General features: G+C 42.0%; 11 protein-coding genes. 4 read left to right on the top strand and 7 right to left on the bottom strand.

Annotated features, from left to right (window positions below):
* Positions 1 to 85: 85 nt before the first annotated feature.
* From NVS78_RS03480 to nhaC, 3 genes are all read right to left on the bottom strand, one after another.
* Entirely contained in the window at positions 86 to 1,324 is a 1,239-nt protein-coding gene (locus NVS78_RS03480; protein ID WP_286357940.1) for a M56 family metallopeptidase, read from the bottom strand.
* A 4-nt stretch (positions 1,325 to 1,328) separates the two neighbouring features.
* A complete protein-coding gene (locus NVS78_RS03485) occupies positions 1,329 to 1,706 on the bottom strand; it encodes a BlaI/MecI/CopY family transcriptional regulator (protein WP_041503314.1) in 378 nt (125 codons plus the stop codon).
* Between the two features lie 120 nt (positions 1,707 to 1,826).
* Positions 1,827 to 3,257 carry a Na+/H+ antiporter NhaC gene (gene nhaC / locus NVS78_RS03490; RefSeq protein WP_286357941.1) on the bottom strand — a complete coding sequence of 477 codons (1,431 nt, stop codon included), beginning with the start codon at positions 3,255 to 3,257 and terminating at the stop codon, positions 1,827 to 1,829.
* 142 nt (positions 3,258 to 3,399) lie between these two features.
* Here nhaC and NVS78_RS03495 point away from each other — a divergent pair, with 142 nt between their 5' ends.
* Positions 3,400 to 4,641, top strand: coding sequence for a peptidase U32 family protein (locus NVS78_RS03495; RefSeq protein ID WP_286357942.1), 1,242 nt, complete (start codon positions 3,400 to 3,402; stop codon positions 4,639 to 4,641).
* Positions 4,642 to 4,711: 70 nt separating this feature from the next.
* On the opposite strand, the gene NVS78_RS03500 is transcribed toward NVS78_RS03495, so the two are convergent.
* The 3 genes from NVS78_RS03500 to NVS78_RS03510 form a co-directional block, all read right to left on the bottom strand.
* Entirely contained in the window at positions 4,712 to 5,539 is an 828-nt protein-coding gene (locus NVS78_RS03500; protein WP_286357943.1) for a PorT family protein, read from the bottom strand.
* 6 nt (positions 5,540 to 5,545) lie between these two features.
* Positions 5,546 to 6,901, bottom strand: a complete 1,356-nt coding sequence (locus NVS78_RS03505) for a PCMD domain-containing protein (protein ID WP_286357944.1) — start codon at positions 6,899 to 6,901, stop codon at positions 5,546 to 5,548.
* 133 nt (positions 6,902 to 7,034) lie between these two features.
* On the bottom strand, positions 7,035 to 9,518 hold the full coding sequence (locus tag NVS78_RS03510; protein ID WP_286357945.1) for a YfhO family protein: 2,484 nt from the start codon (positions 9,516 to 9,518) through the stop codon (positions 7,035 to 7,037).
* Between the two features lie 130 nt (positions 9,519 to 9,648).
* Here NVS78_RS03510 and NVS78_RS03515 point away from each other — a divergent pair, with 130 nt between their 5' ends.
* The 3 genes from NVS78_RS03515 to NVS78_RS03525 are packed head-to-tail and all read left to right on the top strand — an operon-like array spanning position 9,649 to position 13,129.
* Positions 9,649 to 11,142, top strand: a complete 1,494-nt coding sequence (locus NVS78_RS03515; RefSeq protein ID WP_286357946.1) for a lipopolysaccharide biosynthesis protein — start codon at positions 9,649 to 9,651, stop codon at positions 11,140 to 11,142.
* Positions 11,139 to 12,023, top strand: coding sequence for a glycosyltransferase family 2 protein (locus NVS78_RS03520; protein WP_286357947.1), 885 nt, complete (start codon positions 11,139 to 11,141; stop codon positions 12,021 to 12,023). Before NVS78_RS03515 ends, NVS78_RS03520 begins: the two co-directional genes overlap by 4 nt.
* Positions 12,020 to 13,129 carry a glycosyltransferase family 4 protein gene (locus NVS78_RS03525; protein WP_286357948.1) on the top strand — a complete coding sequence of 370 codons (1,110 nt, stop codon included), beginning with the start codon at positions 12,020 to 12,022 and terminating at the stop codon, positions 13,127 to 13,129. The genes NVS78_RS03520 and NVS78_RS03525 overlap by 4 nt, the downstream gene beginning before the upstream one ends.
* Here the strand turns inward: NVS78_RS03525 and NVS78_RS03530 are convergent.
* Entirely contained in the window at positions 13,096 to 14,295 is a 1,200-nt protein-coding gene (locus NVS78_RS03530; protein WP_286357949.1) for a glycosyltransferase, read from the bottom strand. The genes NVS78_RS03525 and NVS78_RS03530 overlap by 34 nt on opposite strands.

The raw sequence follows: 14,295 nt of genomic DNA on the forward strand, positions 1-14,295 counted from the left end.
CTTTTCGAGTTTTCCTTTACGATATATTTTTAGTAGTCGAGAAAGAAGAAGGCTCCTCCGTCCGAAATTTTGTTTTTTGTCGTGTTTATAAGTCCTTCATTTGGAAATTAATCGGTACGGTGAAAGAGACGTTCACCGCTTCTCCGTTTGCTTTCCCCGGTTTCCATTTTGGCATGGACTGGATAACTCTAACGGCCTCTGCATCTAATGTTTCTTCTACTCCTCTAACAATTTTTATATCCTTGACGCTACCGTCTTTCGCTACTACAAACTGGATAATTACTTTGCCTTCTACTCCTTTTTTCTGGGCTTCGGCCGGGTATTTGGTCTTCTGATTGATCCATTTGACGATATCCCCTTCAGGGAAAACGGGCATATCTTCTACCGTAACAAAAATATCTGTCGTATCTGCGGTAACGTTACTTAAATTTAGTGTTTTTGTGACATTTTGCTCCTGGGAGTTTGATTTTTCCGTTTGACAGGAAAAAGTAATAAAGAGAAATCCACAGAGTAAAGTGGCTGGTACGTAATTCCATACTTTGTACCTTTGGGTTTGTTGCTTTGTCATCATAATTATTCTTTTTTTTAGGTTAGAACATGCAAAGTGATTCGTGAAAGAAAAATGGGTTTTAAATGATTGGTTCAGAATGAGTCGCAGATAACTTTCCGTTTGATACTTTTGGATCACCCGGTGATCGGCGATGAATTCGTGGTTTTGGATTATGGCTCTTTTCAATAGCCATGCAAAAGGATTGAACCAATTGAACAGGCAGAAAAGATGAATGAATAGTAAATCCAAGCTGTGTAGCTGGCGTATATGTATTTTTTCGTGGGCGAAAGTATTTTGCCGGGTTTCAGCGTCTTCTACGGATTGATTGACAAAGAGTAAATGGAAAAACGAAAAAGTCGGATAGGATCGGGGAAGAAAAACGATTCGTATCCCTCGTATTTTTTTAGATGGATTTGTATTTACTAAATGCCTTAATTGCAAAATGGCTAAGGCGAATTTAACGGATGCGATGATTACTCCGGAAAAATAGATCCAAGTCCAGTAATCGGGAGCCGAAACGGAAACTTCAACATTAGTATCGGTTAAGAAAATGGCTGCAAACGGATTGTCCATGATTCCCTGACTCTCCATAAAGGAGCGGAAAGGAATTGTTATTTGGATGAACGGAATAAGTTGAGCCATAAGCAGGATGCCGAGCAGGTAAAAACGGTTGGTATTGTAAAAAGTTTGTTTTTGCAATACCAGCTGATAGTATCCCAGTAAAACAATCAATATGATTGTCGACTTAACGATATAAGGCAAGAAGGGTATCATGACTCTATTTTTTTCGTTCGGCCTGTTGAGCTTCTTTTACTTTTTGCAGGATGTCTTCCAACTCTTTCAAATCGATATTTTCCGAGCGGGTGAGAAAAGAAACCATTTGCGAATAAGAGTTTTCAAAATAGTTCCCTACAAAATTCCTCAGGAATTTTCGGGTGTATGTCTCTTTGTCCACAAGAGGGAAATATCGGTGACTTTTTCCAAAAGTTTCATGGTCTACGAATCCTTTTTCCTGCAAAATTCGGATAATAGTAGAGACCGTATTATAGGCCGGTTTAGGGTCGGCAAATTTCTCTACGATCTCTTTGACAAAGGCTTTGTCCAGATCCCAAAGGATCTGCATGACTTGTTCTTCTGCTCTTGTTAATTCTCTCATTGTTTTGTATTTTGTACGTGCAAACAAATATAGAACTAATATTTTAGTTTTCAAACTAAAAATATAGTTATTTTCTCGTATGGAGAATGCGTAATTATTAATACGATGTGTATTAGTGGTTTATCGTTTCGATATTTTTCGGATTTTATAGTGAATGGCGGTAATAAAGATATTCATAAACGGGCTGATTAAATTGAAGAAGCAATAGGGAAGATAATCGAAAGTTGCGACCCCTAATACGCGTGATTGGGTTGCTCCGCAAGTGTTCCACGGGATTAAGACAGAGGTAACGGTGGCCGAATCTTCCAACGCCCGGCTTAGAACTTCAGGTTTAAGCCTATGTTCTTTATAAATCTTTTGCATCATTTTTCCCGGTACGACGATCGACAGATATTGATCGCAAGCCGAGATATTGAAAAGGATACAAGAACCGATGGTTGTCGCCACGAGCGAAGTGTCGTTCTTGATATAGGCAACCATGGCTTCGCTTATTCTTTTCAGGGATCCTCCGGCTTCCATCACTCCGCTGAAAATCATCGCCGTCAGGATCAACCATACCGTACTGAGCATTCCTTCCATTCCTCGGGTAGAGAGTAAACGATCGATGTCGGGAGAACCCGTTGAAAACTCCATTTTACTGGAAATGACTTGTAGGATAAGTTGATATTTATTGGTGAACGTTTCTCCTTTTATTAAGTTCTCGAGTAATTCGGTCTGAAAAAGCAAAGCAAATAGAACGCCTAAAGCAATACCAATTAACATTGCCGGGATGGGAGGAATTTTTTTGATGATAATAAACGCTAATAGGAGAGGAACGGACAGTAGCCAGGGAGTAATCCGGAAAGTTTCGGCGATGCCGGTCTTGATGTCGTCTGTACTGGTTAAATTTATTTCATTGGTGTGGGTTAATCCGATGATGACAAAAACGATCAAAGTAATGATTAAACTCGGTACCGTCGTGTAAATCATATAGCGGATGTGGGTAAACAGATCGGTGCCGGCAATTGCCGGGGCCAGATTGGTCGTGTCGGAGAGGGGAGACATTTTATCGCCGAAATAAGCACCGGAGATGATTGCGCCGGCAACGATCCCGGAATTCATATCGAAAGCGTGTCCTATTCCGACGATTGCGACCCCCACGGTGGCAATCGTGGACCAAGAGCTTCCGGTTGCCAGGGAAACAATCCCGGATATGACCACGGAAGCAACAAGAAAATAAGAGGGGGACATCAGGTCTATTCCGTAGTAGATCATCGCGGGAATAACTCCGCTTAACATCCAAGTTCCACTTAAGGCTCCTATCAGAAGGAGGATCAGAATAGCCGGCATGGCTGAATGAATGGTACTGAGAATTTTACCTTGCAGGTGATTCCAGTCCACGTGATTATGCCAAGCGATCAGGCCGCTGAGAGTCGCGGTGATCATAAGTGCGATTTGGTTGGCTCCTCCCAATGGATCTTCAAAGTAAAGGACGTTTAAAAACAGTAATCCAATTAAAAAGGGGATGGGGATAACGGCTTGAACGAGTGTGGGAGGTTGCGGATGTGTCATAAGCGTGTTCTTTCGTTTTATTGAGATATACGATTTCTTCAAGAGATGGATTCAATGGTTTGGCTTCTCCAATACACTAATTTTCAATTTCAGTTTTTATTTTCGATGAACAAATGTACTTTTGTCGTTCTAAATGTTGCGTATGAAAAGAACAGATTTTGAGATAATGGCTCCCGTCGGCTCTTATGAATCTTTGGAGGCTGCCTTGCAGGCAGGAGCGAATTCCGTTTATTTCGGCGTGGAGGGATTGAATATGCGTTCCCGTTCTTCGGCCAATTTCACGTTGGAGGATCTAAAGTGTATCGTTGAAAAATGCAGGGAAAAGGGAGTGAAGACTTATTTGACCGTTAATACGATTATCTATAATAATGAATTGGAGAAGATGCGCCGGATTATCGATTGCGTGAAAGAGTCCGGTTTGACGGCTATCATTGCTTCGGATATGGCAGCTATTCTTTACGCCCGTTCCATCGGTGTGGAGGTGCATATCAGCACGCAGTGCAATATTACTAATTTTGAGGCGGTGAAGTTTTATTCTCAATTTGCCGATGTGGTTGTATTGGCCCGGGAATTGGATTTGGATCAGGTCATGACGATTCATCGCCAGATTGTGGCACAGGATTTAAGAGGTCCCAAAGGAGAGCTCATGCAAATCGAAATGTTTGCGCATGGGGCGTTGTGTATGGCCGTTTCCGGTAAGTGTTATTTGAGTTTGCATGAGATGAATGCTTCTGCTAACCGGGGAGCCTGCTATCAGATATGCCGCCGTTCGTATACGGTGAAAGATACGGATAGCGAGGTGGAATTGGAAGTAGACGGAAAGTACATCATGTCGCCTAAAGATTTGTGTACGATAGGCTTTATTAATAAACTGATAGATGCCGGAGTACGGGTATTTAAAATTGAGGGACGGGCACGTTCCGCCGAATACGTGAAAACGGTTTGCGAGTGTTACAACGAAGCAATAGATGCTTATGCGGACGGTAGTTATTCCGCCGAAAAGATCGAACATTGGAAAGAACGGCTTTCAACCGTGTTTAACCGGGGATTCTGGAATGGATATTATCTGGGGCAACGTTTGGGTGAGTGGAGTGAGGTATACGGTTCGAAAGCCACGAAAAAAAAGGTGTGTATCGGGAAAGTGACCAATTATTTTACGAAACTGCACGTGGGTGAATTTAAGTTAGAGTCTTATGATCTGAGAGTCGGGGATGAAGTTTTGATTATGGGACCGACAACAGGAGTCGTGCAAATGCATGTCCCGGAAATTCGGGTTGATTTACAACCGGTTCGACAAGTCGGTAAAGGTTCTCTTTTTTCTATGCCTGTCGAACCGTTTTTGCGCAGAGGTGATAAATTGTATCGATTGGAAGAAACCGTATGATTCGGTGGTTCAGTGATTTGATAATTCGTTTTTCAATCAACGAATCATTTAATCACTAAATCGTAAATCCCTAAATTTTATGTTTAAACGGATTTAAGCGGGGAGGTTTTATGTCGAACAGGTTATAACTTACGACTAAAGCTCCTCGTATCTGAAGCATTTTGTAATCGAAATATTGATTGCTCGGTTTGAAAATATCCTTGAATCCCCAAGATACACGTAATCCGATCTCTACTCTGGAAAATAATTTGCGCTCGTATCCTGCGATCAGCCCCGCATCCCAAGTATCCAGAATGTCGCTAAAGTTAATTTTTAACGGTTCGTCGTCGATGGCTCCTGTATAGACTCCGTTGTCGTCCATCATAAAGCCTTTGTTTACGGTAACATTGAATTTTCCTTTAATGATCCAGGCAAAATAACCTCCTGCAAGGATGCGGTCTTTTTGATTCCGGAACGTGTATTTGAAGTAGAGAGGTACTTCCATCATGGTAAAGTCCATATTCATTTCAGCCGATCCCGTGAAACGGGCGATAACATCGTTTTTAGCATCGTTGAAACGTTGGTTTTCTATTCTTGCGTCCGCATCGATGGCAACTTTTTTGTAGGTTATTTCAGCCCCGACGGTCCAGTAACGATCTACGGGGAAGGTGAATTTCGCACCTAAAGAGGGAGAAAGTTTCGGATAAGGATTGAATGGCTCGGGAACATTACTGAAAGGAAAGGGAATGGCTCCCCCGATATCGGTTCCCAATTGGACTCCTAAGGCAAACCTGTATTCGACATTTTTACGATCGATACTATCCTGTTTAGCGGATGGGAGCGTTTGTTCCGTTTTTCGTGCGAAAAGGGTAACGGAGCAAAAAATGAATAAAACGGGTAAAAATATATATTTCATCATGGTAGATTAATATTTGAATGTGAGGTTATCAACAGTTAACGTACTTCCTTTGGCACCGATAAAAAAGTCTCCTTTGTTACTGGAAGTCATGACAATACTGATGTGGGTGGGTTCCAGATCGGAAGTATATTTGATAGGAATGACTATATTCTTCCAGTCGCGTAGGGAGAGATCCGATCCTTTAAGAACATAATCTCCTTCTCCGATGACGGTCAGATCCGGTATGTCTCTATCGTGATACTCCAATTCACCTTCCCCGTTCCAGTGTAATAATTTAACCCATATACGTCCCTCGTCTACTCCTTTCACCTCTGTCAAAACATATTTTCCGTCTTTATTTTTAACGGATTGCTGTAACGTGTTTCCCGGTTTATATTTTGCATCTATGGAGAGAGAGGCCGGTCTATTGATAAAAGGAATACCGAAGTAGGTCATGGCTCTCGGATCGTCTAATTTGGATATATTCATCTTGAAGTAACCGGTGAACAGGGTTCCGGCTGTAACGAGGTCTCCGATAAAACCTATACTTTGTATGTCCGTGGATATCTGGGCGGCTTTGCCCCCGTTATTCGATACGGGCAAAGTCCCTTGTACGAACATGTTATTAGCGGTCGCCCAGCCGAATCCTTTACCCGGAATGGGATCAATATTTACGTCTATCGTTCCCTCGTTGATCCATAATTCGAAGTCCGAATTTTCAATGGGAGGTACGATCTGGATGTTCCATACCCTTTCGTCTCCGTTGTCGGCTACCAGGGTCAGGTGTTTAGTTTCTCCCGGTTGGGTGAAATGGAAAGAAGTAATATCGGAACCCTCCTTCCACTCTCCGATGCGGGTGATTTGTGCTTCGATATCGATAGGCCATTTTTCAATGGCGTCCTTAAAGACGATTCTTACGTAATTGTCACGGATTCTTGCACTTACCTTATCTTCCGGGAAATTGGTAATTTTAAAGTCGGAAATTTCAGCGTTCGGTTGATCTATAAGGATGATCCGGGCTAAATGAGGAACACCGCTTTCGGAAATCAGGTAAAAAGTTTGCGGTGTATACACATCGTTGAATGTAAATTCTTTCAGGTTTAACGGCTGGGCGTTCGTGCTCATTGTTCCGTCAGTTGTTGATGAAAATTTTATTTCAGTAGATAAAGTTAACGGGAATAATTTTCTTCCGTAGTTCAAAGGTATGGAAACAATATTGTTCTCGATGGTTATATTGTTCTGATCGATGTTGATGCCTTGAGGAGTTATTCCGGTAATGGCAAGTGAAGTAATATTGGCCTCGTCACTAAGTTTATCTACTTTCGTACAGGCGTTTAATATCAGTATGCCTGTTAAAAAAAGAAGGATAAAGTAATTTCTCATAGTTTATTTTTCTGGTTAAACCATACTTTACGTATTTGAAAATGTAAAGTAAATTATTTATAGATGTATTAACATTATGGGACATTTTCGAGCAAAAAACGTACCAGAATTTTCTTATTTGTATTTTGTCTCTTTAATTCATAGTGGTTTTAGGAGATATTAGGATCTTTTTTATGCCTACGATGATATACCCGAGCAGTAACAGTAATAATATGCCGGAACATATAGCTGAAATTTTGGCTCCCGTATAATAAGATTCCGGTTTATATTCGAATACGATAGCATGTTCTCCTGCCGGAATGATCATTCCTCTTAGGATGTAATTGGCTCTGAAAAGGTCGGTTTCCTCTCCGTCGATATACGCTTTCCACCCTTTAGGGTAGTAGACCTCACTGAATAAGGCCAGTTGTTCGTTGTCGGCTTTACTCTTGTATTCCAGTCGGTTGGGTGCGTATCCGGTTAACACGATCTCTCCATTTTCGTCGTAGTTGAAACCTTTGTCTTGAATAATCGGTTTGAATTCTTCGTTGATAACGGCTATTTCAGCCGGATCTATCGCCTGTAAGGTGACCAACTCCTCTTTCGGCGTGTTCACTAATTTATAATCTTGTACAAACCAAGCATTCCCAAGGGCGGATCTGTTTTCAATAGAGGCATTGGTATTCAATATGATGTATTTCGTGTTAAGCATATTCAACACTTTTTGCCTCTTCAAGCTCTCCTCCATTCCCGTGAGGGTCTGAGTCGCATTTGCGTCTTTTTGGAAAGATTGAATCTCGGGAATAATAAAGTAATCGATGATATCCTGATAGCGTTGTAATTTTGCCGCACTATAACCGCCGATGGTTTTGTGAAAATAGCTGGAATGGGAATCGTTGAACACGTTTACGGCTAAATCCAGTACCCGGTAATTCGGATCCTTGTCTTTTAAGATTTCCAGATCGACCGGGCGAGCCCGGAATTGATTATTAAATTCTTTTTGAGTAACGAAATGATTATTGTTCAGGTAACGTTTGTCGATGGTCCACATGTCCGTCAATATCAGAAGACTGAGGATAATGGCCATTTGAGAGAATTTTAATTTTTGGATCACTCCCGCCCAGATAACGGTCCCTGCTAAAAGAATAAAGATTAAAGAGCGGAAAGCGTCGGCCCGTAGCATGGATATTCTGTCCTGAATCACCAATGCCCGTAACCAGTCATAGTACTGTTGATCTACGGGAGCGGTAAAATTACCGGCCAGACCGGGAATCAGGGCGAAGACGGCACAAATACCTCCGGTAATACCAATAGCAATTTTTAATCCTTTGACTAAGGTTTTTTTGTCGAATTTTTGATTGAATATTTGGTTTAAGGTATAAATGCCCAACAAGGGAATCGTTAGTTGCAGAATGATCAGGATCATGGACGGTACCCTGAATTTATTGTATAGAGGTACATAATCGTAAAAGATATTGGAGAAGAACATGAAATGTCGTCCCCAACCCAAGAATAGAGCTAATAAAGAGACTCCTACGATCCACCATTTCATCGGCCCCTTGATCAGAACGATCCCCAATACGAAAAGAAAGACGGCTATGGCCCCCATGTACATCGGACCGGCCGTAAAGGGTTGTTGTCCCCAATAGGTTCCTAACTGTCGGATCACTTGATCGACTTCTTTTACTCCTTGTTGTTTCAAATATTTGTAAGTTTCCGAGTCGGTGCCCAATCCTCCTTGAGAGCTGCCTCCTTTGAAATTGGGTATCAATAAATTCAATGTTTCGTCTATCCCGTAGCTCCAAGCGGTGGCGTACTCTTTGTCCAAGCCTTTCGTTTTGGCGGATGGATCGTCGGAGGTTAATTCGGAACCTCCCCGCATGGTATATTTCCCGTATTCCCAGGTGGGCCATAGATGATTGACATTGGTTCCGGCTGCCAATCCGGCCGCAACCACTAATAAAAGTGCCGTTTTAAAGAAAGCGGGTAATGTTTTGTTTTTAACGGCTGTATAGAGTTGTCCTATACCATAGGCAATAATGATAAATGCCAGGTAGAAGGTAATCTGAGGATGATTCGCCGTGATCTCGAACGAAAGGGCCAAACCGAATAACAGGGCGCCTAACAACCGTTTTTTTCGGAAGGCGTAGACGACTCCTGCCAGGACAAGCGGCATAAAAGCGATAGCCATCATTTTAGCATTGTGTCCCACTAACAGGATCTGGAAGTTGTAGGAACAAAAGCCGAAAGCTAAAGCGCCTGCAATCGCTAACCAGGCATTTACGCCAAACGCTAACATCAGCAAATAAAAGCTGAAGAGTGCGATAATAAGGTAGCTTGCCGGACGAGAGCCGATAAATAATTGTTTATATATATATTCTAAGTAATTCCCTTTATATTTCGTGAGGATCATAGTGGTGGGCATACCGCTGAACATGGAGTTCGTCCATAGTGTCTCCTCTCCGGTCTTTTTTTGAAATTCAAGAATCTCGTTGGCGGCTCCTCTCCAGGAAGAGATATCCGACTGGTGCACGATTTTGCCTTCGAAAAGGGCGGGGAAATAAGCATACGAAATGATAATAAAAAGAATTAGTGCAATGAAATGCGGATATAACGGTTTGAAGTTGATTTTTTTCATGGATAAATTCTTTAACTTATGATCAAACAGGGACAAAAATAAAAAATATAATCGTCAAACCCCCATTATCGATAAATAATTCCTATTTTTGTTTACTATTTGCGCGATAAATCTATAAGTACAAAGGTTCATGGGGGTTATTATCCGGCAAAGCATAAAGGGCACTGTTGTGAATTACGTGGGGGCTTTTATCGGTTTCCTTTCCACGATGTTTATCGTGACTCGTTTTTTAACTTCAGAGGAGATCGGTTTAACTCGGGTATTATTTGAAGCTGCCACGTTATTAGGAACCTTTGTTCAGTTGGGGACGACCTCTTCCGCTATTCGTTTTTTTCCTTTTTTTAAAAGTAAAGACGGCCGTAATAACGGTTTCTTTTTTTATCTGGTCGCTTTACCTTTAGTCGGGTGCTGTCTTTTTATTCCTGTGGCCTGGTTGTTGAAGCAGCCTGTATGTGCTTATTTCGAGCAGAACTCGGCTCTTTTCGTGGATTACTATAATTGGTTGTTTCCCTTGATGTTTTTTATCGTTTACCTCGGAGTATTCGAAACGTATTCCAATTTGCTGATGAGAATCGCTGTCCCCAAATTGATACGGGAAGTGGTGATCCGGTTGTTGTTGATCGGGGTTTACATTTTGTATGCCGTTCACGTGACGGGAATGACCGGTTTGGTTGCTACTTACATTGCCGTGTATGGAATTGCGATGTTTTTAAATCTATGGTATGCTTCCCAGATTGGTTCCGTCTCTTTAAAACATGATTTCTCTTTTATAAACAAAGATCTTCGTAAAGATATTTTGAAGTATACCGCTTTTTTAATGGTGGGGGTTATCGGGGGAAGTATCACGAGTAAATTGGATCTTTTTATGGTAAGTGCGGAGATGGGATTGAATTACGGTGGAATCTATACCATCGCCTTTTATATGGTTGCCATTATCGATATCCCTTCCCGTTCGATCACGGCCATTTCTTCCCCGGTAGCGGCGGAAGCCCTGAGAGCCGGCGATTTCGAGAAGGCAAATGCCTTGTATAAAAAAGTATCTTTGCATCAATTGTTGATCGGAGGATTCCTGTTCCTGCTTTTATGGATAAACATAGACAATATATTCGATATTATTCCTAACGGAGCGGATTATCGGGCTGGTAAATGGGTTGTTTTTTTCATCGGTCTTTCTCGTTTGATCGTGATGTTTTTAGGTTTTGGATATACATTGATTAGTTTTTCCAGATACTATTATTGGGGTCTTTATTTTACCTTTTTTATTACGGCTATTACCATTCTTACGAACAGTTGGTTGATTCCCATATTGGGGATGACCGGGGCTGCCGTGGCGACATTGCTGACCTGTATCCTTTCCCATACCGTTCAACAATGGCTTGTATTTGCAAAAGTGAAAGGAAATCCCTATACATGGAATACCCTTAAGTTGTTAGGTATCTTCTTGTTATTATACGGTTTGAATGCCATTTTGCCGGATATGGACAACCCTTGGTTGGATGGGATTTTCCGGAGTTCCATTATGTGTATCGCGGGAAGTGTACTCACTTATTTCCTGCATCTTTCGGCCGAGGTAAATCAATTGGCGGATGATCTGATTTTTAAGTGGCTAAAATGGAGAAGATGATGAAAGAATTAACTGTTTTTACCCCAACCTATGACCGGGCTTATACATTGGGACGCCTGTACGAAAGTTTATGCCGGCAGAGTAATAAAGACTTCGAATGGTTGGTCGTGGATGACGGGTCGAAGGATGGAACGGAAGAGCTTATAAAAAGCTGGCAATCGGAAGAAAAAATTTCCATAAGATATATTTACCAGGAAAACGGCGGAAAGATGAGGGCTCATAACCGGGGAGTAAAAAGTACGGAAACCGAATTGTTCGTATGTGTGGATTCGGATGATTACTTGGTAGACGACGGGATAGAGAAAATTTTATCTTTTTGGAAAGAGAAGGGAGGAGATGCGACGATTGCCGGACTCGTGGGATACCGGGGGAAAAATACCGAGGAGACTTTGTCGGACGGCAAGTTTCCTTATGAACGTAATTCGACCTTGAAAGAGTTGTATAAAAACGGTTTCCGGGGAGATTCGACCTTAGTATACAGAACGGAGGTGCTTCGTTCGTTTTTATTTCCCGAAATTGAAGGGGAGAAGTTTATTACCGAGGCCTATGTGTATAATCAGATAGATCGGCAATTTCAACTGTTGGTTTTGCCTCGGATTATCATCGTGTGCAATTATTTGGAAGATGGGTATACGCGTAATCAAGCGAAATTAAGAAAAGATAACCCGATAGGATATGCTTTATACTGCGATCAAAAGGCGATGTATGCCGAATCCTTTAAAGAGAGGTGGAAGAATACGATTAATTATGTCAGCTATGCCTTGGCCGGTAAAAAGAGGCGTCTTCTGGAAGATTCATCGGATAAGGTAAGGACCTTCTGCTGTTATCCATTGGGATATCTTTTATTTTTAAAGCGGAGATATAAAAATAAGAAAGTATGAAAGTGGCTTATTTCCTTGGAGCATTAAATCGGGGAGGCATGGAGACTCTTTTATTGGATATTTTATCCCGAGCGGACCTGACTTCTTATCAAATCATATGTATTTATCGGGAAGAGGGAGTTATTTCGGATCTATTTAAAGCCACGGGAGTTCCCATGTTTAAGATGACACCCCGGAAAGGAATGGACTTATCTTACGTTTTTCGTTTGAGGAAGTTGCTCTGCCGGGAAAAAGTAAATATCGTTCATGCCCAGCATTCGTTAGAGGCTTGTTACGCTTGGTTGGCAACGAGGGGATGCGGGATAAAGATCGTTCAGACGTTTCATGGTTATGATTATCATCAGACGGCAAAGGGGCGTTTTTTTATGAAATGGATGATCCGGCATGCGGATTTGAATATTTTCGTGAGTGAGGTACAAAAGTCCTATTACGAGAAAAAGTATCGTTTCCCCCGGAACCGGAGCCGGGTCGTTTACAACGGGATCGATTTTGCCAAATTCGAACAACGGGAGAAAGGAGAGTCTTTTGAATCGCCCGGATTGCTGATGGGGAGCGTCGGTAATTTTGTTCCCGGAAGAGATCAGATAACTATTTGCCGATTTCTGGTTTTATTGAAAAAAGCGGGTATCCCATTTCGATTTTTATTTGTCGGTAGGAAAGATTCCCGTTACCCTCGCTTGTATGACGAATGTGTTCGTTTCTGTGAGACTGCGGGTTTACAGGATGAGGTATGTTTTTTGGGAACAAGATCGGATGTGCCCTCTCTTTTGACCCAATGGGATGCTTTTATCTATTCTACGGAACATGATTCTTTCGGTATTGCGGTTATAGAAGCGATCGCTGCCGGTATTCCTGTTTTTGTAAACGACTGGGAGGTGATGCGGGAGGTGACGGAAAAGGGTCGGTTGGCCGTGATATATAAAACAAAAGAGGTGGAACAATTGCTATCCTCTTTTTTAGATTTTTATGCTCATCCCGAAAAATATAAGGAGAAAGCGCGGAAAGCGGCCTTCTACATTAAAGAAAAATACGGGATAGAAAAGCATATGGAGGCCTTGAACAGGCTGTATACTCATTTATCAGGCGTTGGCAATAAAACGTGTTGAATGAAATCGGGATAGTTCTTCTCCGCGGAGAATTTTTTCAACCATAATTTACGGGGATGGAGAGTCTCTTTGATTTTGTATAGTTCCCGGATTCGGGCAGCGATCAATTCGGGAGAAGAATCGGGAGCGATCAGAATACCGGTTTCCGGTGTGACGATTTCACGTGTCCCTCCTACATTTGTTGCGATAATCGGAATGTCGAAAGAGATCGCTTCCATAATCGCCACGGGTAATCCCTCGCTGGAACTGACATTGATAAAGATGTCGATCGGTTGTGATTGATAGTATTCGATGACTTGTTTGTTACTTCGCCTGCCGGTAAAGTTTACCTTTATGTTATCGGGAAGAAGCAGACTTTTCTCTTTTAATTCCTCCCATAGGTTACCGTCTCCGATGTGGGTCCATTCGATTTTTTGATCGCGGATGGTTTGTAAGGTTTCTAAAATTAAAGCTACCCGTTTGACGGGAATCACGTTGGAGCAGCTCAGGAGGCGGATGATACCATCTGGAGGGAAGTTTTTTTTAACCCCATAGTCCAGTGTACCCAGGTAACTGCAACAGGCATTGAAATGGTAATTTCCGTATCGTTCCGCGGCGTACTCCAAACCTTGTTTGGAGATGTAGACGGCTTGCGTCAGGTGAGTGTAAACTTCTTTGCGGAATGGAATATATCGATTGGCTCTTCTTTCCAGGTACAGGTCGGCTCCGTGGAAACGGACGATTTTTTTGCGCTTGTTTTTAATGAAGGGGAGTACGTAGGCCGTACCGATGCCCCAATAAAAATAAACGGTATCATTCTTAAATTCGTCATTGACTTTTTTAAAATCTTTATTAGAGAGGATGGCCCGACAGAAGGTAGATACCGAAATGTATTTTATAATTTTGCTAAGGCCGGTATAGGCTTTATCCGAAAAGAATCGGCGAATGAAATAAAAAAGAGGGGCCCGGCAAAAGATTCCCGACAAAATCGTATCCCGGTCGTTTCTAAGCATGGGTTTTAGTACCTTGCAGTTGGCCGGAACCTTTCGGGTGATCTCCCCTTCGCCTATCCAGGGAAGAATCGTGATCTCATCGAAAGCTTTTGACAGGTAACCGATTTCGTTTTCGATAAAAGGTTCTTTGTAACTGTAGGGAAAACTCTGGGTGAAAAATAACAGTCGTTTCAT

The sequence above is a fragment of the Gabonibacter chumensis genome, assembly GCF_024741215.1.
Classification (GTDB): Bacteria; Bacteroidota; Bacteroidia; order Bacteroidales; family Marinifilaceae; genus Gabonibacter; species Gabonibacter massiliensis.